The sequence below is a fragment of the Flavobacterium sp. genome, from assembly GCF_021151785.1.
Classification (GTDB): Bacteria; Bacteroidota; Bacteroidia; order Flavobacteriales; family Flavobacteriaceae; genus Flavobacterium.
In genome coordinates, this window is sequence record NZ_JAGKWP010000021.1 from 1 (window position 1) to 22,312 (window position 22,312).

23 protein-coding genes and 1 other RNA gene are annotated in these 22,312 nt (G+C 31.2%); 17 read left to right on the forward strand and 7 right to left on the reverse strand.

Annotated features, from left to right (window positions below; genetic code table 11):
* Positions 1-5 precede the first annotated feature (5 nt).
* The 3 genes from QZ824_RS03600 to tgt are packed head-to-tail and all read right to left on the reverse strand — an operon-like array spanning position 6 to position 3,149.
* Positions 6-926 (reverse strand): DMT family transporter, encoded by a 921-nt coding sequence (locus tag QZ824_RS03600; protein WP_291274666.1) that lies wholly within the window; start codon positions 924-926, stop codon positions 6-8.
* On the reverse strand, positions 913-1,989 hold the full coding sequence (locus QZ824_RS03605) for an LptF/LptG family permease (protein ID WP_291274667.1): 1,077 nt from the start codon (positions 1,987-1,989) through the stop codon (positions 913-915). Before QZ824_RS03605 ends, QZ824_RS03600 begins: the two co-directional genes overlap by 14 nt.
* 29 nt (positions 1,990-2,018) lie before the next feature.
* The gene (gene tgt / locus QZ824_RS03610) at positions 2,019-3,149 is read right to left on the reverse strand and encodes a tRNA guanosine(34) transglycosylase Tgt (protein WP_291274668.1); all 1,131 of its coding nucleotides are present in this window, start codon (positions 3,147-3,149) and stop codon (positions 2,019-2,021) included.
* Positions 3,150-3,372: 223 nt separating this feature from the next.
* Here tgt and rplS point away from each other — a divergent pair, with 223 nt between their 5' ends.
* From rplS to QZ824_RS03670, 12 genes are all read left to right on the forward strand, one after another.
* A complete protein-coding gene (gene rplS, locus QZ824_RS03615) occupies positions 3,373-3,723 on the forward strand; it encodes a 50S ribosomal protein L19 (protein WP_291274669.1) in 351 nt (116 codons plus the stop codon).
* 205 nt (positions 3,724-3,928) lie between these two features.
* Complete coding sequence (locus QZ824_RS03620) at positions 3,929-6,145, forward strand: NADP-dependent isocitrate dehydrogenase (RefSeq protein WP_291274670.1); 2,217 nt, start codon at positions 3,929-3,931, stop codon at positions 6,143-6,145.
* Positions 6,146-6,268: 123 nt separating this feature from the next.
* On the forward strand, positions 6,269-8,650 hold the full coding sequence (locus QZ824_RS03625; RefSeq protein ID WP_291274671.1) for a TonB-dependent receptor: 2,382 nt from the start codon (positions 6,269-6,271) through the stop codon (positions 8,648-8,650).
* Positions 8,651-9,475 carry a DUF4249 domain-containing protein gene (locus tag QZ824_RS03630; RefSeq protein WP_291274672.1) on the forward strand — a complete coding sequence of 275 codons (825 nt, stop codon included), beginning with the start codon at positions 8,651-8,653 and terminating at the stop codon, positions 9,473-9,475. It abuts the gene before it with no gap.
* Positions 9,476-9,554: 79 nt separating this feature from the next.
* Positions 9,555-10,217 (forward strand): thiamine diphosphokinase, encoded by a 663-nt coding sequence (locus QZ824_RS03635; RefSeq protein WP_291274673.1) that lies wholly within the window; start codon positions 9,555-9,557, stop codon positions 10,215-10,217.
* A gap of 96 nt (positions 10,218-10,313) precedes the next feature.
* The gene (locus QZ824_RS03640; RefSeq protein ID WP_291274674.1) at positions 10,314-10,736 is read left to right on the forward strand and encodes a thioredoxin family protein; all 423 of its coding nucleotides are present in this window, start codon (positions 10,314-10,316) and stop codon (positions 10,734-10,736) included.
* A 26-nt stretch (positions 10,737-10,762) separates the two neighbouring features.
* On the forward strand, positions 10,763-11,656 hold the full coding sequence (locus tag QZ824_RS03645) for an FAD:protein FMN transferase (RefSeq protein WP_291274675.1): 894 nt from the start codon (positions 10,763-10,765) through the stop codon (positions 11,654-11,656).
* A 1-nt stretch (position 11,657) separates the two neighbouring features.
* Positions 11,658-11,864: a DUF4266 domain-containing protein gene (locus QZ824_RS03650; RefSeq protein WP_291274676.1), complete on the forward strand. Its 207-nt coding sequence runs from the start codon at positions 11,658-11,660 to the stop codon at positions 11,862-11,864.
* Positions 11,865-11,878: 14 nt separating this feature from the next.
* Positions 11,879-13,087, forward strand: a complete 1,209-nt coding sequence (locus QZ824_RS03655; RefSeq protein ID WP_291274677.1) for a DUF3570 domain-containing protein — start codon at positions 11,879-11,881, stop codon at positions 13,085-13,087.
* Between the two features lie 209 nt (positions 13,088-13,296).
* Positions 13,297-14,118: a hypothetical protein gene (locus QZ824_RS03660; RefSeq protein ID WP_291274678.1), complete on the forward strand. Its 822-nt coding sequence runs from the start codon at positions 13,297-13,299 to the stop codon at positions 14,116-14,118.
* A 209-nt stretch (positions 14,119-14,327) separates the two neighbouring features.
* Positions 14,328-14,864 carry a sigma-70 family RNA polymerase sigma factor gene (locus QZ824_RS03665; protein ID WP_291274679.1) on the forward strand — a complete coding sequence of 179 codons (537 nt, stop codon included), beginning with the start codon at positions 14,328-14,330 and terminating at the stop codon, positions 14,862-14,864.
* 19 nt (positions 14,865-14,883) lie between these two features.
* A complete protein-coding gene (locus QZ824_RS03670) occupies positions 14,884-15,828 on the forward strand; it encodes a hypothetical protein (protein WP_291274680.1) in 945 nt (314 codons plus the stop codon).
* Between the two features lie 206 nt (positions 15,829-16,034).
* Here the strand turns inward: QZ824_RS03670 and QZ824_RS03675 are convergent, their stop codons facing one another.
* A complete protein-coding gene (locus QZ824_RS03675) occupies positions 16,035-16,922 on the reverse strand; it encodes a hypothetical protein (protein WP_291274681.1) in 888 nt (295 codons plus the stop codon).
* A gap of 122 nt (positions 16,923-17,044) precedes the next feature.
* On the opposite strand from QZ824_RS03675, the gene QZ824_RS03680 reads away from it, so the two are divergent.
* The 5 genes from QZ824_RS03680 (at position 17,045) to rny (ending at position 20,532) form a co-directional block, all read left to right on the forward strand.
* Positions 17,045-18,085, forward strand: a complete 1,041-nt coding sequence (locus QZ824_RS03680; protein ID WP_291274682.1) for an arginase family protein — start codon at positions 17,045-17,047, stop codon at positions 18,083-18,085.
* Between the two features lie 147 nt (positions 18,086-18,232).
* The gene (locus QZ824_RS03685) at positions 18,233-18,472 is read left to right on the forward strand and encodes a hypothetical protein (protein WP_291274683.1); all 240 of its coding nucleotides are present in this window, start codon (positions 18,233-18,235) and stop codon (positions 18,470-18,472) included.
* Between the two features lie 2 nt (positions 18,473-18,474).
* The gene (locus QZ824_RS03690; protein WP_291274684.1) at positions 18,475-18,768 is read left to right on the forward strand and encodes a cell division protein ZapA; all 294 of its coding nucleotides are present in this window, start codon (positions 18,475-18,477) and stop codon (positions 18,766-18,768) included.
* 53 nt (positions 18,769-18,821) lie between these two features.
* A non-coding RNA gene (ssrS, locus tag QZ824_RS03695) (6S RNA) lies at positions 18,822-18,926 on the forward strand.
* 43 nt (positions 18,927-18,969) lie between these two features.
* Positions 18,970-20,532 (forward strand): ribonuclease Y, encoded by a 1,563-nt coding sequence (gene rny, locus QZ824_RS03700; protein ID WP_291274693.1) that lies wholly within the window; start codon positions 18,970-18,972, stop codon positions 20,530-20,532.
* Positions 20,533-20,841: 309 nt separating this feature from the next.
* On the opposite strand, the gene ftsY is transcribed toward rny, so the two are convergent.
* From ftsY to rpmG, 3 genes are all read right to left on the reverse strand, one after another.
* Positions 20,842-21,822 (reverse strand): signal recognition particle-docking protein FtsY, encoded by a 981-nt coding sequence (ftsY, locus tag QZ824_RS03705; protein WP_291274685.1) that lies wholly within the window; start codon positions 21,820-21,822, stop codon positions 20,842-20,844.
* A gap of 87 nt (positions 21,823-21,909) precedes the next feature.
* Positions 21,910-22,062, reverse strand: a complete 153-nt coding sequence (locus QZ824_RS03710; protein ID WP_291274686.1) for a DUF4295 domain-containing protein — start codon at positions 22,060-22,062, stop codon at positions 21,910-21,912.
* Positions 22,063-22,108: 46 nt separating this feature from the next.
* The gene (gene rpmG, locus QZ824_RS03715) at positions 22,109-22,291 is read right to left on the reverse strand and encodes a 50S ribosomal protein L33 (protein WP_014389077.1); all 183 of its coding nucleotides are present in this window, start codon (positions 22,289-22,291) and stop codon (positions 22,109-22,111) included.
* Positions 22,292-22,312 lie beyond the last annotated feature (21 nt).

Consider the following 22,312-nt stretch of genomic DNA (forward strand, 5'->3'; position numbering starts at 1 on the left):
ACAAACTATTTATTTTTTTTAAAATTTCTTATTAAGCCGTTCATAATCACAGTTATAAGAATAATCAAAGCACCTATGTAAAAGCCTAATCCCATTTTTTCTTTTTCTTCAAATAACAATACCGCTAATGCAATTCCATAGACAGGCTCAAGATTAATAGTAAGCATAACGGTATATGGTGACAAAAACTTCATTACGTGTACAGAAGCAATAAAAGCATAGGCAGTACAAATAGAAGCTAATATAAAAAGCCAAAATAAGTCTTCTGATGAAAGAACAAAAAAATCGAAACTAAATTGTCCTGAAAAAAATAAAATTACACTGAAAAATAAAACACCTCCCAGTAATTCATAAAAAGAAATGACAGTAGGATTAATTCGCTTAGCAAATTGGCCATTAATAACTGAAAAGAGAGCGGATAAAAAAGCGGAAGTCAAAGCTGTTATTACTCCATTCATGGTTCCAGACAAATTAGAATGTAAACTATTTTGAATAAATCCAGGTGCTGAGGCATCAATCACAAAATAAAGACCTATTAAAACAACTAAACCAAACAACAACTCATACCAGACTAATTTAGTTTTAAACAAAATAGGCTCTAAAATGGAAGCAAAAAAAGCTCCTGTTGATAAACAAGCTAATGTTATTGAAATATTAGAAATTTTAATTGCCTTAAAAAAAGTGAACCAATGCAAGGCAATTATTAACCCCGCAAAAAGCAAAAGAAATAACTCTTTCTTTGGTAATTTTAAAGGAATTTTTTTGTAGAAAATATAACAAAAAATTAAGCCTACTGCTATCAACATTCTCCACCAAACTAGAGGAAGTGCATCTAACGAAATTAAAGCACCTAAAATAGCTGTAAATCCCCAAACAAAAACGATGAGATGAAGATGTAAATAATGCTTTAAATTATCTTTTGGCATTCTTAAGCAAATAATAAGCTAAAACACCAAATATAACATTAGGTAACCAAACAGCTACTAAAGGAGGAATACTCGATTTTTCAGCTAAATTAACAAAAATCTTATCAAAGAAAATAAAAGCAAAAGCAATACTAATTCCAATGGCTAGGTTTATCCCCATTCCTCCTCTCCTTTTCATAGCAGAAACCGCAACAGCAATAATGGTTAATATAAATGCAGAAATAGGATTACTAAAGCGTTTATACAATACAACCAAGTAGACATCAATTTTTGAGTTTCCTCTACTTTTTTCTCTCTCAATGAAATTATATAATTCAAAAACATTCATTGTTTCACCCACATAAATAGTAGGGGTTAAATCACTTGGTTCAATGTTATATTTAACCGTTAAACGCTCTCCTTTTTCAAAAGTATCGTTATTAACTCCTATATTTCTTTTGACATAGCTATATAAAGTATAATCTTTGGTTCGCTCATTATACTTCATCCGATTAGCCGTTATTTTATAGACTAACTTATTATCATTAAATTTTTCGAAAACAACATCAAATCCTGTTTTTGACAACACATTAAAATTAGCTAAGTAGATATACTCATCTTTAGATAGTTGTCTAAAAATATCTGTGTTTTCAATATTTGTACTTCCTTTTATTAGATAAGTATACCTGAAATTCCAATATTTTTCACTGGCTTTGGGCAAAATAAAAAAACCCATAATTAAAACAATGAAAGAAATGATGGATGCACCTATTAAATAGGGCCTTAAAAAACGAGTAAATGAAATGCCTGAACTTAGAATAGCAATAATTTCTGTATTATTAGCTAATTTGGACGTGAACCAAATAATCGATAAAAACAAGAAAATAGGAAATAATAAATTGGCAAAATATATGGTAAATCCACCATAATAAATGGCTACATCTTTCAATGCCACTTTATTTTCAATCATGCGATTGATTTTCTCAGAAACATCAATAATAATGCCTATAGGAATAAACATTAGAATCATTACTGAAAAAGTGACTAAATAGCGCTTTAAAATATACCAATCAATTAATTTCATACAACTTGAAACTTATTTTACTTATTAACTTATAATCGTTGAGCCATTTGAACCACCATTTTATCTTTCCAAGTTCTAAAAGTACCAGATAAAATTTGTCTTCTTGCCTCACGAACAAGCCACATATAAAAACCTAAATTGTGAATAGTTGCAATTTGTTTTCCTAGATATTCATTAGCAGCAAACAAGTGTCTTAAATAAGCTTTAGAATATTCTAAGTCTACAAAAGTATGTCCCATTTCATCAATTGGAGAAAAATCATCTTCCCATTTTTTATTCTTTATATTGATAATTCCATTAGCCGTAAACAACATGCCATTTCTTGCATTTCGTGTAGGCATTACACAGTCAAACATATCAATTCCTAAAGCTATATTTTCTAAAATATTAATAGGTGTTCCTACGCCCATTAAATATCTAGGTTTATCTTCAGGCAAAATAGCTGTAACCACTTCAGTCATAGCATACATTTCCTCTGCGGGTTCACCAACTGACAATCCTCCGATTGCATTTCCTTCAGCACCTACACTTGCAATGTACTCAGCCGATTGCTGACGTAAGTCTTTGTAAGTACTTCCTTGAACAATAGGAAAAAAAGCTTGTGAATAACCATATTTAAAAGGTAAAGTATCCAAATGTGTTATACAACGATCTAACCAACGATGCGTCATATGCATAGAACGTTTAGCATAACGATAATCACATGGATAAGGCGTACATTCATCAAATGCCATAATAATATCAGCACCGATAGTACGCTGAATTTCCATTACATTTTCGGGAGAAAAGAAATGATAAGATCCATCAATGTGCGATTTAAACTTAACACCTTCCTCTTTAATTTTTCGATTTGAAGACAAAGAATATACCTGATATCCTCCTGAATCGGTTAAAATATTTCTATCCCAATTCATAAATTTATGTAAACCACCAGCCTTTTCAAGTATATCGGTTTGTGGTCTCAAATATAGATGGTAAGTATTACCTAAAATAATATCTGGATTAATATCCTGTTTCAACTCTCTTTGATGCACTCCTTTCACTGAAGCTACAGTACCTACAGGCATAAAAATTGGGGTTTCAATCACCCCATGATCTGTGGTTACAACTCCGGCTCTGGCCTGACTTTTTGGGTCTTTCTTTAGTAAATCAAACTTCATATATTCAAATTAATGGGCAAATATAATTCAAAAGTTAGAAGTTAAAAGACCCGTTTCAGAAGTTTTTTGAAAATTTACCATAAAATTAACGGTCTAGGAATTAAAATAGTGCATCAACATTTTGCTAATTAATAAAAAAAACATAATTTTGCACCCACATTTGACCAACCTCTGGCGAAAGACGTGTATGTTGCTCAGGTTTAATTATTTATATTTAAAAATTATGTCAAATTTAGTTGATTTCGTTCAAAACGAATTTGTAACAAAAAAAGATTTCCCTCAGTTTAATGCAGGAGATACCATCACTGTATACTACGAAATTAAAGAGGGTGAAAAAACAAGAACGCAGTTCTTCAAAGGTGTGGTTATCCAAAAAAGAGGTACTGGTTTAACTGAAACTTTTACAATCAGAAAAATGTCAGGTGCTGTAGGTGTTGAACGTATCTTCCCTTTAAACATGCCTGCTTTACAATCGATTGAAGTAAATCAAAGAGGTAAAGTTCGTAGAGCTCGTATATTCTACTTTAGAGAACTTACTGGTAAAAAAGCAAAAATCAAACAAAGAAGAGCTTAATACTCTTTTTGAAAGCAATAAAAAATCCCGACTTGTTCGGGATTTTTTTATATCTGTAATTTTGGAACCTGTTTTTTAAAAATATCGTTTTTTTTAACCCATTTATTGTCAAATCCCTAATAATCAATTTTGAAAGGGTAAATTTTCAGGCAATTTCTTAAAATCACTATATTTGCTACACAAATACAAACAAACAATTTATATCATGTCTAATTCAAAAATAATTTATACCATTACGGATGAAGCACCTATGCTTGCCACTCATTCGTTCCTTCCAATCGTACAGGCTTTTACAAAAACAGCAGGTATTGATATAGAAACTAAAGACATTTCTTTAGCTGGCAGAATCCTTGCTAATTTCCCTGAATTTTTAAAAGAAGAACAAAAAGTAAATGATGCACTAACCGAATTAGGGCAATTAGCCAATACACCGGAAGCAAACATCATCAAATTACCAAATATTTCTGCTTCAGTTATCCAATTAAAAGAAGCGATTGCAGAATTACAATCTCATGGTTTTGCAGTGCCTAACTATCCCGAAGAACCTCAAAACGAAGAAGAAAAAAACATCAAAGCCAAATACTCTAAAGTATTAGGTTCAGCTGTAAATCCAGTGTTACGTGAAGGAAATTCAGACCGTCGTGCTCCAAAAGCGGTTAAAAACTATGCTAAAGCAAATCCTCACCGTATGGGAACTTGGGCTGCTGATAGCAAAACTGAGGTAGCTCACATGAATACTGGTGATTTCTACGGAACTGAAACTTCTACGACAGTTGAAAAAGATGGAAAATTTAGAATCGTTTTCAATTCAGATAAAGGTTCAACAACTATTTTAAAAGACTTTGCTAACTTAAAAGCTGGTGAAGTTATTGATAGTTCAGTTATGAATTTAAATGCGCTAAAGCAATTCGCTAAAGCAACTATTACTGACGCTAAAGCAAAAAATGTAATGCTCTCAGCACACTTAAAAGCAACGATGATGAAAGTTTCAGATCCAATTATCTTTGGAGCGATTGTTGAGACTTTCTTTGCCGAAGTATATACTAAGTATGCCGACTTATTCAAATCATTAGATATAAATCCTAATAACGGATTACAAGATTTATACAATAAGATTACAGGAATACCTCAAGAAGCGGAAATCAAAGAAGCCATAGCTAAAGCTTTAGCTAATGGCCCAAGGGTAGCCATGGTAAATTCAGATAAAGGAATTACCAATTTCCACATTTCTTCAGATGTTATTGTAGATGCTTCTATGGCTGCTTTAGCAAGAAATGGTGGAAAAATGTGGAATGCTGAAGGAAAAGAAGAAGACACCATAGCTATGATCCCTGATCGTTCTTATGCTGGCTTTTATGCAGCATGTATTGATGATATGAAGAAAAATGGAGCTTTAGATCCTACAAAAATAGGATCTGTACCTAATGTTGGATTAATGGCTCAAAAAGCGGAAGAATATGGTTCTCACGACAAAACATTCCAATTAAATGCAGCAGGAAAAGTTACTGTGGAAGACGAAAACGGCAATATTTTATTGACTCAAAACGTAGAAGTAGGTGATATTTTCAGAATGTGTCAAACTAAAGATGCTCCTATTCAGGATTGGGTTAAATTAGCAGTTAATAGAGCACGATTATCAAATACACCAGCCATTTTTTGGTTAGATAAAGAAAGAGCGCACGATAGAGAGATCATCAAAAAAGTAGAATTATATTTAAAAAATCACGATACCACTGGTCTAGACATACGCATCATGGACATAAAAGATGCAATGACTGAAACATTACGCATCATCCGTGAAGGAAAAGATGTTATTTCTGTTTCTGGTAACGTGTTACGTGATTATTTGACCGATTTATTCCCTATTTTGGAACTAGGAACTTCAGCTAAAATGTTGTCTATAGTTCCTTTAATGAATGGGGGTGGATTGTTCGAAACAGGCGCAGGTGGTTCGGCTCCAAAACATGTAGAGCAATTTTTAGAAGAAGGCTATTTACGTTGGGATTCATTAGGTGAATTCTTAGCATTACAAGCTTCACTAGAACATTTAGCACAGACACAAAACAATCAAAAAGCACAAGTATTAGCTGATACTTTAGATGAAGCTAATGCTAAATTTCTAGCTAACGATAAATCACCAGCGCGTAAAGTAGGTGAAATTGACAATAGAGGTTCTCATTTCTATTTAGCATTATATTGGGCTCAAGCATTAGCTAACCAAAATAAAGATGAAGAATTAAAAGCCTTTTTCACTCCAATTGCACAAGAAATGACAGCCAATGAGGCTAAAATTGATACTGAATTAATTGTAGCACAAGGTAAAAAACAAGACATAAGTGGTTATTATCAACCAAGTGAAGCACTTACTTCAAATGCTATGCGTCCTAGTAAAACATTTAATAACATTATATCTAAATTATAATATTAATTTAAAATGTTTAAAAAAGCGATTCCTTTTAAAAGAATCGCTTTTTTTATTAACCCAAAATTAACAATTGTTTCGTAACAAAAACCCCAAATTTGCGTCTTAAAAATAAAACGATTCATGTTACGAAATATTCAAATTTTTAGCCTGCTTTTTTCCTTATTTTCTCTAATAACCGTAGCACAAGATAAAGTAACTTTAAGCGGTACAATTAAAGACGCAAAAAGTAATGAAACAATTATTGGAGCAAACATACAAATAAATGGAACTAGTTTTAATAGAACCATACAAACCAATGAATATGGCTATTATTCTATTTCAATTAGCAAAGGAAACTATGAATTAACCATTCAAAATTTAGGCTTTGAAACAGTAACCGAAACAATAGAGCTTCAATCAAATACAAAAAAAGACTTTTTGTTGTCAGAAAAAAGTAAAGAAATTGAAGAAGTTGTAGTTAAAAGCAATAACAAAATATTGAAAATAGACAAACCCGAAATGAGTGTAAATAAATTGTCTATTGCACAGATTAAACAAATGCCAGCTGTTTTAGGAGAAGTGGATGTAATTCGCTCTATACTAACTTTACCAGGAGTCACTAATGCGGGTGAAGGACAATCTGGATTCAATGTCAGAGGAGGTTCAGCAGATCAAAACCTAATTCTATTAGATGAGGCCACTATTTATAATTCCTCACACTTATTTGGCTTCTTTTCTGTATTTAATGCGGATGCAATTAAAGATCTAAAACTTTACAAAGGAGGAATTCCTGCTAGATATGGAGGTCGTGTAGCTTCTGTACTAGATATCTATCAAAAAGAAGGAAACAGCAATAAATTTAGCATGAATGGAGGCATTGGTTTAATTTCTAGCCGTTTACTTGCCGAGGGTCCTATTGTAAAAGATAAAAGTTCATTTTTGATTGCGGGAAGAAGCAGTTATGCCCATTTATTTTTGAAAGTAACAGATAATCAAAATTCGGCCTATTTTTATGATTTGAATACCAAATTGAATTACAAAATAAACGACAAAAATAACCTGTATTTATCAGGTTACTTCGGAAGAGATGTATTCAATTTAAATAATCAATTTATGAATACCTATGGGAATGCGGTGTTAAATGTGCGTTGGAATCACTTATTTTCTGATAAACTATTCTCTAATATGTCTTTAATTTATAGTGACTACTATTATGGATTAACATTAGACTTCATTGGATTTAATTGGGATAGCGGTATTAAAAATTATAATTTTAAATATGATTTTAAACATTATCTAACAGATAAATACAAATTGTTCTATGGTACCAATTTAGTGTACTATTCCTTTAATCCTGGAAAAATAGAACCTACCGACAGCGAATCGGGTATCAATCCAAAGCAACTAGCAAAAAAATATGCATTTGAACCTTCATTCTATATCGATGCAGAACAAAAAATATCTGAAAAAATAGCAATTAATTATGGCGTTAGATATAGTATGTTTTATCGTTTAGGACAAGAAACAATCAATACATATGCAAATAACCAAGCGGTACTTTACAATGAAGAAATAAAGATTTATGAAAAAGCCACTCCTACAGGAACAAAGTATTATGGTAAAAATGATGTTATTGCCCATTTTAATAATTTTGAACCGAGACTAGCAGTAGCTTACACAATTAATGCTAGTTCATCTGTTAAAGCAAGTTACAATAGAATGTCACAATATTTGCATCTCATTTCAAACACACAATCTCCTACTCCACTTGATGTTTGGGCACCAAGTGACAACTTTTTAAAACCTCAAATTTTAGATCAATATGCATTAGGTTATTTCAAGAATATCAAAAATGGAGATTATACATTAGAAATTGAAACCTTCTATAAAAAAGTAAAAAATCGATTAGATTATATTGATGGAGCTGATTTAATTGCGAACGAAGCTATTGAACAAGTAGTATTAGCTGGTAAATCTAGAGCATATGGTTTAGAAGTATTAGCAAAAAAAAATGAAGGCAAATTAACTGGATGGGCTTCTTACACTTTATCTCGTTCGGAACAAAAAACAGCAGGAAGAACACCAAACGAAATCGGAATTAATAATGGAGAATGGTACAAAACAGGTTGGAACAAAACACACAATGTATCTATAACAGCCGCTTACAGATGGAATGAAAAATGGAGTTTTGGAAGTATTTTTGCGCTTCAAACAGGCCAACCCGTAACTTTCCCAACAGGGCAATACCAATATCAAGGAATCAATGTACCCGTTTATGGTAATAGAAATGAAAATAATTTACCAACCTACCATCGTTTAGACGTATCAGCAACCTTAACCCCAAGCAAAAACAAAAACCGTAATTGGAAAGGAGAATGGGTCTTTAGTATATACAATATATACAATAGAAGAAATGCCGCGTCAATTAATTTTAGACAAAACCAAGATAGCGGAAATAATGAAGCCGTTAGACTTTCCATTTTCGGTATGGTACCAAGTGTAACGTATAACTTTAAATTTTAAATGATGAAAAAACTATTCTCTTATATTATATTACTTTTAACTCTAACATTAATTAGTTGTGAAGATGTAGTTAATGTTGACTTAGCTAATGCGGCTCCCAAGATCGTAATTGACGCTTCAATTAAATGGCAAAAAGGAACAACAGGTAATGAGCAAACCATCCGAATTACAACTACTGGGGATTACTACCAAAATACTGTCCCGGTAGTTAATGGTGCAATAGTTACAGTTGCAGACTCTAATGGAAACATATTCAATTTTAATGAAGTTTCAGGCACAGGAAATTATGTTTGTACAAATTTCAATCCTATAGTTAACGAAACTTACACCTTGACAGTGGTAGCAAATGGAACAACATATACCGCTTCGGACAAACTTTATGCCGTACCTGAAATAACGACTATTTCTCAAAGAAATGATGCTGGTCTCACTGGGAATGATATTGAACTAAAATTTAACTTTCAAGACAATTCAACCGAAGAAAACTATTATTTAGAACAGTATCAAGTACCCTTTAAACCTTTCCCATTATACGGAGTATTAAATGATGAATTTACTAATGGAAACAACATGTTCTCTTTAATTTTTGATGAAGATTTTGAGAGTGGACAAAATATTCAATTCAGTTTACACGGTATTTCTAAAAGATATTACTATTACATGAATATATTGATTAATGTGGCTGGAGGTTCAAGTAATGGTCCATTTGCTACACCACCTGCGACAGTAAGAGGAAACATTAGCAATCAAACAAATCCAGATGATTATCCTTTAGGATACTTTAGACTATCAGAAATAGATGTAAGAAATTACACCATTCAATAAATCAAATTTGAAAAAATAAAATTATCCGCCCTATTTAGGAAAATACTATCTTTGACTGAACCAATTAAAAACCCTAAAAATGTCTTCTCATCATATTGTTCGCGATGACCAAGAACCAGCATTAATTATTGCTAATGGAGCCGCTTGTAGTGAAGAATTATTAGGACAACTATTGGAATGGTCTCCTTTTGTTGTGGTATTAGATAGCGCTATTGAACGAGTGTTAAGTTTAGGTATCAAAGTAGATGTCTTATTGGGAGATTTTGATCGAGAGTTTGATTCCTCTTATTACAAAGAAAAACACTTCCCCATAGAAATTATACATACTCCAGATCAAAACAAAACTGATTTAGAAAAAGCGCTAGATTACTTAATTGAAAAAGGACACCTAGCGGTTAACATTGTTTGGGCCACTGGAAAAAGAGCAGACCACACACTCGTCAATATTACGACTATTTGTAATTATAAAGCATTACTTAAAATTGTTATTTTCGACGATTATTCTAAGATTTTTTTACTACCCAACCAATTTAAAAAATGGTACCCTAAAGACGCCATTCTATCTCTTATTCCTATTGGAACCGTAACTGGTATCTACTCAAAAAATTTATATTATCCCCTCGAAAATCACACACTAGAATTAGGAGTAAAAACAGGAAGTAGTAACCATGTAGCACAAGATGGCCTAGTCAGCATTAGTCACGAAAAAGGAAATTTACTACTCATCGAAAGTTGGGAATAACTACTGATATTTAGATTAAATCCAAACTACATAAATTGTAATATTTGTTACAATTTCAAAACCTTTTTTTCGTTTACTTTGAATAAAGTTAAAGAAATGAAAAAAATCATTGCATTATTAGTAATTTTTTCTAGTTTCAGTTTTGCACAGCAAACAGAAACTTTTGCATATAAATTAGAGCAAGCAAAAAAAGAACATAAAAAAATAATGCTCTATTTTTCTGGTTCTGATTGGTGTGCACCTTGCATTAAGTTTAAAAAATTCATTATTCAAACAGAAGAATTTCAAGCTTTTGCAAAAACAGAATTAATTATCTACAACGCCGATTTTCCTAGGCAATCTAAAAATAAGCTAGCAAAAGAAGTAGAAAAGGAGAACGAAGCTTTGGCTGAAAAATACAATTCAAAAGGGTTATTCCCATTAATAATTATTTTGAATGAAGAGGGAAAAGTTATCAAAAAATGGGAAGAATACCCAAAAGAGACCTTATCTGAATTTATAGAAAAATTGAAAAGTTAATGATTTACAAAAAAAATCTGAGATTGATGGGAAATCGATTTGAGATTTCTGTTGTAAGTGACAATGAAGATTGGGCTTACAATAAAATTGATTTAGCCATTGCTGAAATTCAGCGAATTGAAAAACTTCTCACAACTTTTTCCGAGGATAGTGTAACTTATCAAATCAATGAAAACGCTGGAATAGAAGCTGTACAAGTCCCTCAAGAAGTATATGATTTAATTTTTAGATGTCAAATGCTATCCAAAATGACACAAGGTGCATTTGACATTAGTTATGGCAGCATAGACAAACGTTTTTGGAATTTTGATTTAAACATGAAAGAACTACCAAATGAAGAAACTGCCAAAAAAACAGTAGAGTTAATCAATTACAAAAATATCATTTTAAATCCAAATGACACAAGTGTGTTCTTAAAAGAAAAAGGCATGCGCGTTGGTTTTGGTGGCATTGGGAAAGGATATGCCGCTGAAAGAGCTAAAAAAATATTAATAGAAAATGGTGTAACAAGTGGAATAGTAAATGCTGCTGGTGATTTAACAACTTGGGGATATCAAGAAAACGGAGCAGCTTGGACGATAGGTATAGCAGACCCAAATAAAAAAGAAGCTTTATTTTCTACATTTAAAATCACCAATACATCAGTAGCCACATCAGGGAATTATGAAAAATTTGTCATTATAGGAGGAAAAAAATATTCGCACACTATAAATCCTAAAACAGGTTATCCCATTAGCGGTATAAAAAGTGTAACGATTATTGCAGAAAATGCAGAAATAGCCGATGCCTTAGCTACTCCAGTAACTGTTATGGGAATTGAAGTTGGCTTAGACTTTATTAATCAATTACCTAACATAGGCTGTATTATTATAGATGATTTCGACCAAATATATCATTCCAAAAACATTAAACTTTCATAAAATGAAAAGAATAGTAGCAGTGTTCGCTTTACTAACCTTAGTTAGTTGTGCTGAAGTAAAAGAATATCAAAAATCAAAAATAAACGACTCGGATATGGAGCTAAGCGCAAGAAAATCAGAGAAATTTGAAAACACCTTTATGCTCTATCGCGAAGCAAGTTCAGGCGCCAATGGCGGAAAAACAGGTGGAGGTTGTGGTTGTAACTAATTGATTAAATAATCATGAAAAGAAAAGTATTTACAGCCGCTTTTTTAGCCTTTCTTTTAGGTCACAAAGCAAAAGCCCAAGAAACCACAACGGATAGTTCTGCCTATAAAAAAACAAAACTGAAAATAGAAGAAGTTAATTTTATTTCCAGTTACTATACACAAGACGGCAATAATTCAGCCGTTACTGGAGGAAGAGGAACGGAAAAACTAACAGATGTGGCAACCACTTTGGACATCAAAGTATCTAGACGAGATAAAAAAAACAGAAAACAACTATATGGATTTGAATTAGGAGTTGACTCATACACTTCGGCTTCTTCTGACAAAATTGATCCAAACACGGTTACTTCTGCTTCTTATCAAGACGTACGTGTATATCCTTCTTTAAGTTTTAGTTCTGAAAATGAGGAAAAAAGACAAATTTTTTCATCAGGCGTTTCAGCTTCAACTGAATTTGACTATTTCTCATTGGGAGCCAATTTAGGTTACACCAAATATTCCAAAAATAAAAATACCGAATTCAATGTGAAAGGAATGGCATTTTTTGACACTTGGAAAATCATCTTACCTATTGAACTTCGAAATAATCCAAACCCTAATTACAAACAAGGAGACTTGAAACCACGAACTTCCTATAATCTAGGACTTACTCTTTCACAAGTGATGAATCGAAATTTTCAAATAGCTTTTTTAGTAGATATAGGATACCAAGAAGGACTATTAGCAACCAAATTTAATCGCGTATATTTCAATGATCCTGGAGCTACTGTGAAATCTGAAAACTTACCCGATACCCGATTTAAATTACCTGTAGGAATGCGTGCCAATTATTTCTTAGGAGATCATTTTATTTTAAGAACATTTTATCGTTACTATTGGGACAACTGGAACATTAACTCGCATACAATAAACATTGAGCCAACGATAAAACTAACGGCTTTTTCGTCTCTTTCAATTCCATATCGTTATTATACACAAACAGCCGCTAAGTATTTTCAACCTATATTTCAACATAATCTAGCAGATGAATTCTTTACCAGTGACTTTGATTTATCTGCCTTCTCTAGTAATATGATTGGTTTAGGATACAAAATGGTAGATCATAACAAAGGATTATTTAATGTAAAACGAATCAATAGTTTAGAAGTCCGCTATGGATTCTACAATCGAAATAATGGATTATCCTCACATATTATAACACTAGCTATGAAGTTTAAATAAAAAAACTAAAAGCGATTTCTCTCTTGAAATCGCTTTTTTGTTAATTTCCTATACCTATTAGAAACAATAAAAAACGTCCTGTGGTTCGAGTATTTTTATTGATATCCTTATCTTTACATCTTAAATTAAAGCTCAAAACCTGCTATCCGTTTTATCATAAGGATACCGCTACTATTAATAGCTAAAACAAACGGAATAATAACAAAACAATGGAAAAAATTCAACTTACCGAATTCAAAAAAATAAAAGGAATTCAGGCTGCATCAGGGCTACTATTTAGCAAAGAAGTTCTTTTTATCATTTCCGACAATAGTTCATTTTTGTACCAATATGTGTTAGATAAAGATCTTTTATTAAAGTTTCCATTAGTCAAAGAAGCACAAGAAAAAATAGCTAAAAAAAACAAACCTGATTTAGAAGCAATTACTTCTTATGGTAATCAATTATTTTTATTTGGATCAGGATCTACTGAAAATAGAAACATGATGTTTACACTAGACCTAACCAATGACCAATTACAAATAAAGGATTTATCTAAACTCTATAATTTTCTTAAAAACATTGCCCAATTAGAAGGTGACGAATTAAACATTGAAGGTGCCATTTGTGTGGACAAAACCATGTATTTATTTCAACGTGGCAATGGACAAAATAGTAAAAATGGTATTTTTATTGTTCCAGACAGTCAAGACAAGCAAATTCAATATTTCCCATTATCCTTACCTTCCCTTGATGATGTAGAATGTACTTTTACTGATGCCATTTTAGTAAATGAACACATATATTTCTTAGCAACCGCCGAAAACACTATTTCAACATTTGAAGACGGTGAAATACTAGGAAGCATTTTAGGTAAAATTAATTTCCAAACTTTTGAGTTAGAAGACGTAATTTTACTATCAGAAAACAAAAAATTTGAGGGAATTACTTTGTTTCAACAAAATGATACAACCATCAGTTTTTTACTTTGTGAAGATACAGATAAAGAGGTAGAATATACTATTTTATACCAATTAATTATCAAGAAATGAAAACGAAGTAAACACGAACCTTTCATTTTATTCCTATATTTATAATCGTAAGTTTAATCACCTACGATTATTTTTTTTAAATAATTTAAACGCATTCCAACCTTTTACAAAAAAAAAGCATCTATAGAAGAAAGGTTCAACAAGAAACAATGAAATTTAAAAATTAGATATTTAATTTTGAATTTGACATTGATACTGCTATTGAGAATATGATAGATAAAAAACTAATACATGCTTGTAAAAAACAACAACGGGAAGCACAACGACAAGTCTACGAACTACTAGTCAAAAAGTTGTATTACACCTGTTCAAGGTATTTAAAAAAAGAAGAAGAAATTGAAGAAGCCATGGCCGATGCTTTTTTTACCATTTTTACAAAAATAGACCAATTAAAAGATGAGAATGCCTTTGAAGGTTGGGCTAAAAAAATTGCCGTCAATCATTGTTTGATGCAATTGAAGAAAAAAGTGAATTTTAATTTATACTTAGAAGATGTCTCTATTCAAGTTCAGCCTCTAACTGAAGAAATGGCTGATTTGGAGGAGGAAGATTTACTTAACTTGTTGAACTATCTGCCTGAAGGGAGCAAAACAGTTTTCATTTTATTTATTATAGAAGGTTTTGGTCATAAAGAAATAGCAGATCAACTTAACATTTCTGAGGGCACCTCAAAATCACAATTAAATGTTGCTAAAACGAAACTAAAAGAATTAGTAAACATATTGTATTATCAAAAGGCTAAGTAATAACTTGAAAAAAAAAGAGATGAATATAGAAGATAAAATATATAAAAAAATGCAACAAGCTTCCGAAAAGGGAGAAAAAGACTTTCTATCCGTAGATAAGTTATGGAATAGAGTGGAAGAAAAACTAGACACCCAAGTAATAATTAAAAGGAAAAATACTTGGCAAAAAATTGCTGTAGCGGCATCAATAGCTTTATTAGGAACGCTAATATATATTTTTACGTTGGAAAAAGAAAATCTAAAAAAAGAACAAAATGTACCAAAAGTAGATTCCAATGAAATCATAGTTTCAACAGATTCGACTGAAAAATTAATTAGAAAAGTAAAAGAAAATGTAGCCTTAGAAACTCAAAAAGATAAAAAAAGTAACACTGAAATTTTATCTAATACTTATTCGGAATTTTCTACTAGTAAAATTGAAAAACAAGTTGAAGCATCAAAAATTAATCTTCAACCTTCTAAAGATGTCTATTTGAATTTAAACAGTACTATTAATAATTTTTCAAATATGGCTTCAACTAACAATAATTATATTTTAAAAGGCAAAGTATTTGATGCAATAGAAGTCAATATGAATCAAAATGTTAATTATGAACTAAAAGAAGCTGATAAAAAAATAGAAATTCCTACTTCACCTCTTTTAGTTATAGATGGAAAAGCAATCAAAAACAAGTATTCTAATGACAATATTGAAGCCTCAAGTGAACAAATAAAAGAAGATGAAGACGTTGAAACCGTAATTGTATTAAAGGAACCTTTATACATCATTAATGGAATGGAATATACGGAAGAATCCTTATTTGGAAAGAACCCAACTAGTCCATATGCACCATTAAACAAACAAAAAATTAAGTCGGTCGAAGTTTTACAAGCTCCAGAAGCCCAAGCAAGATTTGGAGAAAAAGGAAAAAAAGGAGTTGTTATCATCACGACTAAAAACGGGAAGTTTACTAAAAAGTATTGAACTAATTCAAACTATAGAAAATATAGATCACATCGTCAACTTAGCAAATCAGGCCAGAAGCAATAATAAAGAAGGTGATCACGCAGGATATATTCAATTAATGAAGGCTCTAAAATAGAGCGATAGTTTTAAAAACCCGGTATTTTTTTGAAGATTTACCGGGCTTTTACTTATGATGAGTTAATTTACAATTTAATTCAAAAAATCTATCTCAATGAAAAATTTGATTTGGCTACCAAGTTTCCATCTTTATCAAAAACATTTACAAAATATGACCCTCCAAAAATGTTTTTTACTGGTAAATCTTCTTGAACAATTACCGTTTTATTCTCATATTGAATTGTCTTTGTAAAACTGTAAGAAAGATAATTTGAGCCGAAAGCTTCATTCTTTTTTTCTCCCAATACATTGTTTTTACTATCAATTACTTGGATATAATAAATTCTATCTCCTTTTTTTGCAATTTGATTTTCAGCAATCGTAAAACTAATCTTCAAAAGATCTGCTCTACTCGCTTTATCCGTATTCACTTGCTTTCCAGAACTTTTTTGTTTTACAGCAATAGTTTGAAGATTTAAAATAGAAAGTTTTTGACCTTTCTCAACTGTTTTGACTAAACTTGTCTTTTGATTATTTAAAGTATCTATCTTAATTTTTGCATCAGTAAGCACAACATTTGTACTATCTAAATTTTTAGTCAATCTTATATTTTTTTCTTTCAATGTATTATTCTCAGCCACAAGATTATCCATATCTTTTTTCAATTGAAAATATTGCAACTTGAATTTAGCCATTGATGTTGCATCTCCTTTAGATTTTTTTAATTTCTCAAGTAAATCAACCATTTTAGCTTGTTCCGCTTCTAGTTCACTTTTTAGCGCTGTATTATCTGCGATTGCTTTTTCATATTCAGCAATTTTAGCTTCCAAATCCGCTTGAAGTTTAGCTTTCTCAGAAACTAAATTAGTTTGTATTTCAGTACTCTCATTCTTTATCTTATAAATGTAAGCAAGACTACCTAATAAAAGTAAAATTAAAACAACAATAATAGCTTTTAAACCAGAGTTATTGGAATTAGAATGATTAAGTGCCATCGTATATTTAGTTTAAGATTTATATTATATTTTACAAAAATAAGATTAAAATTAAATTTTACCTTAGGTTTTACAATTTCTTTGCTTAAAATAGTATATTTGGGAAGCAATTTTAAATCAAAATGGAAAATTTAATTCTATTCAGCGCTAATGATTTAGCTAAAATTACAAGTCATAGAAGTGGTGAAGTAAAATTTGGCGAAAAGATAATTACAGTACCAAAGGGAGAAAATCCTTTTGAGTTTATTAAAAATAGTGAAGCATCTTTTGTTCTATTAGGTTTATCAGAAGATATTGGTGTAAAAGCTAATTTTGGAAGACCAGGTACATCAAGTGCCTTTCAAAGCGCTCTTAAAAGTTTGGTTAACTTTCAACACAATAGATTTTGCAAAGGTCGAGATTTGATTGCATTAGGTGAAATCAACTTTAAAGATGAAATGTCCTTAGCCGCAAAACTAGATGCAAATATTAAAGAAGAACGTAAGGCGCTTTTTAAATTAGTTGAAAAAATAGATAAAGAAGTTTCACATGTAATATGCAATATTATAAAAACAGGCAAAATTCCCATTATCATTGGTGGTGGGCATAACAATGCTTATGGCAATATAAAAGGATTAGCTTTAGCAAAGGGAAAACCCGTAAACGCCATTAATTTTGATGCGCATACTGATTTTAGAATTATGGAAGGTAGACACAGCGGAAATGGATTTACCTATGCTTTTGAAGATGGTTTCTTAAAAAAATACTTCATCTTTGGGTTACATGAAAATTTTGTTTCAAAAAGTGTTTTTAACACCTTGAAATCTATTTCTGATAGAGTAAAATACAACACTTATGAAGAAATTGCAGTAAGAAAAGAAAAAAGTTTTATCAATGAAATTAATGTAGGTTTGGCGTTTGTTGCCGACACTCCGTTTGGTATTGAAATTGACTTAGATGCTTTACCAGGAATTCCTAGTAGTGCTATGACACTGAGTGGTTTTAGTATTGAGAAAGCTAGACATTTTATACATCAATTTGGCAAAGAGCATAATGCAGCATATTTACATCTTTGTGAAGGGGCGCCAGATTTGGACGATTCAATAAATAATCATCTAACTGGTAAGTTAATTGCTACTTTAGTTTTAGATTTCATGAAAAGCAAACAGAGTACTGATTTATAATGTTTTAACAAAACTTATAAAATTTTATAAAAAAACTATTGATTATTAAATAAGTAGTTTTAAATTTGTAAAATCAAGAAAAGATTATTGGGATAAATGAACGAATTATCGAAAATTATTGATTCTCTTGAAGTTAAATTCTTCAAAATGTCTAAAAAACTGGAGAATTTAGAGAAAGTTAATACAGAATTAACTCAAGAGTTAGCAATGATAAGGGATGAAATGCAACAAAAAAATGAAAAGATTCGTTTATTACAAAATGAGTTAGAAAGCTTAAAAATAACCAATTCTCTTCTAGGCAGTGAAGAATATAAAAAAGAAACCAAGCTAAAAATAAACGCTTTAATTAGAGAAATTGATTATTGCATAGCCCAACTTTCTGATTAAATATGACAGAAAAGTTAAAAATAAAAATTTCAATAGCTGACCGTGTGTATCCATTAACAGTGGAACCCTCGCAAGAAGAAGGCTTACGAGCTGCATCTAAAAAGATTGATGTAACGATAAAGAAATTTGAAGAAAGCTATGCCGTAAGAGATAAGCAAGATGTATTAGCCATGTGTGCATTACAGTTTGCCTCTCAAATTGAACAAAAGCAAATATCCTCAAGTACTAGTACTGATGAAGCTTTTGAGCGATTAAAAAAATTAGATGACAAATTAAATAGCTTGCTAAATAAATAAACAACGTTCTTACATTAACAAAGATACTGCCTACATTAGTATAATTTTGATAAACTCAACACTAACTATTTAAATGAGTAAATCTGCACTACTAAAGCATGTTACCTTGAGTAAATCCTTGAACAGTGCGCTAGCTCAAATCCTGTTTTTACGAGTTTATTCAAACTCCTAATGTAGGCTTTTTTTATATATAACAATTAAATTATGACACTAACAATTATTTTAAGTATCGTCGCCGGAATTGCTGTTGGGTTTGGAATTGCTAAATTTTTAGAGAAAAGCAATGTTTCAAATCTAATAAGAAATGCAAAAAAAGAGGCCGCTTCTATATTAAAAGATGCTAAAGCTGAGGCTGAATCTATTAAAAAAGACAAATTATTACAAGCTAAAGAAAAATTTTTAGAGCTTAAATCTGAGCATGAAAAAGAAATTTTAGCTAAAGACAAAAAAATTGCAGAAGCAGAAAAAAGAACTAGAGATAAAGAATCTCAAGTTTCTAATGAATTGGCTAAAAACAAAAAGCTAAATGATGAATTAGAAACCAAGATTGAAGACTACAACAATCGTGTAGACTACCTTGAAAAGAAACATCAAGAAATAGAAAAATTACACAAAAGTCAAGTCGAACAATTAGAAACTATCTCTGGATTATCTGCTGAGGAAGCTAAAAATCAATTAGTAGAAAGCTTAAAAGCCGAAGCTAAAACTGACGCTATGGCCCACATTCAAGAGACCATTGAAGAAGCTAAAATGACTGCTCAGCAAGAAGCTAAAAAAATTATCATTAACACAATTCAACGTGTAGGAACAGAAGAAGCAATCGAAAATTGTGTATCTGTATTTAATATTGAATCAGATGATGTTAAAGGAAGAATCATTGGTAGAGAAGGTAGAAATATCCGTGCTTTAGAAGCAGCTACTGGAGTTGAAATTATAGTTGACGATACTCCTGAAGCAATTATTCTCTCTTGCTTTGATCCAGTTAGAAGAGAAATTGCTCGTTTAGCATTACATAAATTAGTAACCGATGGACGTATTCACCCAGCTCGTATAGAAGAAGTAGTTGCAAAAACACAAAAACAAATTGAAGAGGAAATTATTGAAGTTGGTAAACGTACAGTAATCGATTTAGGAATTCATGGTTTACATCCTGAATTAATTAAAATCGTAGGTAGAATGAAATACCGTTCTTCATATGGACAAAACTTATTACAACACTCAAGAGAAGTAGCAAAACTATGTGGTTTAATGGCTGCTGAACTTGGTTTAAATGTTAAACTAGCTAAACGTGCTGGTTTATTACACGATATTGGTAAAGTACCAGAAACGGAAAGTGAACTTCCACATGCTATCTTAGGTATGCAATGGGCTGAAAAGTATGGTGAAAAAGAAGAAGTATGTAATGCTATCGGTGCTCACCATGATGAAATTGAAATGAAGTATTTGATTTCACCTATTGTACAAGTTTGCGATGCCATCTCAGGAGCTAGACCAGGAGCTAGAAGACAAGTATTGGATTCTTACATTCAACGATTAAAAGATCTAGAAGATATTGCTTATGGATTCCAAGGTGTTAAAAACGCTTATGCCATCCAAGCAGGTAGAGAATTACGTGTATTAGTTGAAAGTGAAAAAGTAAGCGACGAAATGGCAGCTACTTTATCTTTTGATATTTCTCATAAAATACAAACAGAAATGACTTACCCAGGTCAAGTTAAAGTCACTGTAATTAGAGAAACACGTGTAGTAAATATTGCTAAATAGATTTATAATAAATATAGCCAAAATAAAAAATCCGATTTATAAAATCGGATTTTTTATTTTTATAAAGGTTTTAAATCACTATCATTTCTTTAGTTTTGGTTTCGTTTTATTGTCAATTACCTTAATAATTACATAATAAATCAAAATAAAAGAAATCAATCGTAAGCCCATAAAAAGATTTTCGCTTTTCATAAACCTAAGGAAATCTAGATCAAATGGAAAAGCCAACAAAGCTGCTATTATTCCAATAATTAACAACTTTGAATTAGTCATATTTTTAAAAAAATTTATCATCTTTATAATCATCTATTAATTAAAAAACGAATCTACAAACTCAAATTTATTAAAAACTTGTAAATCATTAATACCTTCTCCAACTCCAATATATTTTACTGGAATTTGGAATTGATCAGATATACCAATAACTACACCACCTTTTGCAGTACCGTCTAATTTAGTAACAGCTAAGCAAGTCACTTCTGTAGCAGCAGTAAATTGTTTCGCTTGTTCAAATGCATTTTGACCTGTTGAACCATCTAAAACCAATAACACATCTGAAGGCGCATGTTCTACAACTTTTTGCATCACTTTCTTAACTTTTGAAAGCTCATTCATCAAGCCAACTTTATTGTGTAAACGACCAGCCGTATCAATGATTACAACATCGGCATTTTGAGCAACCGCAGACTGAAGTGTGTCAAAAGCAACTGATGCAGGATCACTACCCATTTGCTGCTTAACAATAGGAACACCCACTCGATCAGCCCAAATTTGTAATTGATCAATTGCTGCTGCCCTAAAGGTATCCGCCGCTCCTAAAACAACCGAATAGCCTGCGTTTTTAAATTGATTGGCTAGTTTTCCAATTGTGGTCGTTTTCCCCACTCCATTCACACCAACAACCATGATAACATAAGGCTTTTTATCTACAGGTATAGAAAATAAAGAAGAATCATCAGTATTCGTCTCTGACAATAAACCTGCAATTTCCTCTCTAAGAATTAAATTCAATTCATCTGTACCTAAGTATTTATCCTGAGCTACTCTTTTCTCAATTCTTTGAATTATTTTTAGAGTTGTATTTACACCTACATCCGAAGAAATTAATACTTCTTCCAAATTATCTAACACTTCATCATCAACTTTAGACTTACCTGCCACTGCTTTAGTCAACTTAGCAAAAAAACTTGATTTACTTTTTTCAAGTCCTTTATCTAATGATTGCTTAGCTTCTTCCGTGAAAGTAGTCTCTTTTTTTTCTGATGAAAATATCTTCTTAAAAAAATTCATTCGTTTATTTTAAATTCTTAAACAAAAATAAAATAAAAAAAGCTACTTTCAAATGAAAATAGCTTTTTAAATATTGTTTACGTGAGATTATTTCTTTTTTAAGAACTCATCTACCTCTTCTGGAGTCATAACTGCCTCTACAAAAGTGTAAGCACCAGATTTAGGAGACTTCACCATTTTAATAGCTTTAGTTAATCTTTTAGAAGCTGTCTGTAAAGTTGCTACGGTTTTCTTTGCCATGACTTATAAAATTTTATTCGAAATTTTTGATAAAAAAATTCCTAAATTATTTAATTTCTTTGTGAACAGTTACTCTTTTCAAGATAGGATTGAATTTTTTAATTTCCATTCTATCTGGTGTATTTTTTTTGTTTTTAGTAGTGATGTAACGAGAAGTTCCTGGCATACCAGAATCTTTGTGCTCAGTACACTCTAAAATAACCTGAATTCTATTACCTTTCTTTGCCATTTTTCTAAATATTTTATTAAA

Bases quoted from the DNA above. Each gene is read 5' to 3' on its own strand.
- QZ824_RS03600 (WP_291274666.1), bottom strand. From the start codon at position 926: ATGCCAAAAGATAATTTAAAGCATTATTTACATCTTCATCTCATCGTT.
- QZ824_RS03605 (WP_291274667.1), bottom strand. From the start codon at position 1,989: ATGAAATTAATTGATTGGTATATTTTAAAGCGCTATTTAGTCACTTTT.
- tgt (WP_291274668.1), bottom strand. From the start codon at position 3,149: ATGAAGTTTGATTTACTAAAGAAAGACCCAAAAAGTCAGGCCAGAGCC.
- rplS (WP_291274669.1), top strand. From the start codon at position 3,373: ATGTCAAATTTAGTTGATTTCGTTCAAAACGAATTTGTAACAAAAAAA.
- QZ824_RS03620 (WP_291274670.1), top strand. From the start codon at position 3,929: ATGTCTAATTCAAAAATAATTTATACCATTACGGATGAAGCACCTATG.
- QZ824_RS03625 (WP_291274671.1), top strand. From the start codon at position 6,269: ATGTTACGAAATATTCAAATTTTTAGCCTGCTTTTTTCCTTATTTTCT.
- QZ824_RS03630 (WP_291274672.1), top strand. From the start codon at position 8,651: ATGATGAAAAAACTATTCTCTTATATTATATTACTTTTAACTCTAACA.
- QZ824_RS03635 (WP_291274673.1), top strand. From the start codon at position 9,555: ATGTCTTCTCATCATATTGTTCGCGATGACCAAGAACCAGCATTAATT.
- QZ824_RS03640 (WP_291274674.1), top strand. From the start codon at position 10,314: ATGAAAAAAATCATTGCATTATTAGTAATTTTTTCTAGTTTCAGTTTT.
- QZ824_RS03645 (WP_291274675.1), top strand. From the start codon at position 10,763: ATGGGAAATCGATTTGAGATTTCTGTTGTAAGTGACAATGAAGATTGG.
- QZ824_RS03650 (WP_291274676.1), top strand. From the start codon at position 11,658: ATGAAAAGAATAGTAGCAGTGTTCGCTTTACTAACCTTAGTTAGTTGT.
- QZ824_RS03655 (WP_291274677.1), top strand. From the start codon at position 11,879: ATGAAAAGAAAAGTATTTACAGCCGCTTTTTTAGCCTTTCTTTTAGGT.
- QZ824_RS03660 (WP_291274678.1), top strand. From the start codon at position 13,297: ATGGAAAAAATTCAACTTACCGAATTCAAAAAAATAAAAGGAATTCAG.
- QZ824_RS03665 (WP_291274679.1), top strand. From the start codon at position 14,328: ATGATAGATAAAAAACTAATACATGCTTGTAAAAAACAACAACGGGAA.
- QZ824_RS03670 (WP_291274680.1), top strand. From the start codon at position 14,884: ATGAATATAGAAGATAAAATATATAAAAAAATGCAACAAGCTTCCGAA.
- QZ824_RS03675 (WP_291274681.1), bottom strand. From the start codon at position 16,922: ATGGCACTTAATCATTCTAATTCCAATAACTCTGGTTTAAAAGCTATT.
- QZ824_RS03680 (WP_291274682.1), top strand. From the start codon at position 17,045: ATGGAAAATTTAATTCTATTCAGCGCTAATGATTTAGCTAAAATTACA.
- QZ824_RS03685 (WP_291274683.1), top strand. From the start codon at position 18,233: ATGTCTAAAAAACTGGAGAATTTAGAGAAAGTTAATACAGAATTAACT.
- QZ824_RS03690 (WP_291274684.1), top strand. From the start codon at position 18,475: ATGACAGAAAAGTTAAAAATAAAAATTTCAATAGCTGACCGTGTGTAT.
- ftsY (WP_291274685.1), bottom strand. From the start codon at position 21,822: ATGAATTTTTTTAAGAAGATATTTTCATCAGAAAAAAAAGAGACTACT.
- QZ824_RS03710 (WP_291274686.1), bottom strand. From the start codon at position 22,062: ATGGCAAAGAAAACCGTAGCAACTTTACAGACAGCTTCTAAAAGATTA.
- rpmG (WP_014389077.1), bottom strand. From the start codon at position 22,291: ATGGCAAAGAAAGGTAATAGAATTCAGGTTATTTTAGAGTGTACTGAG.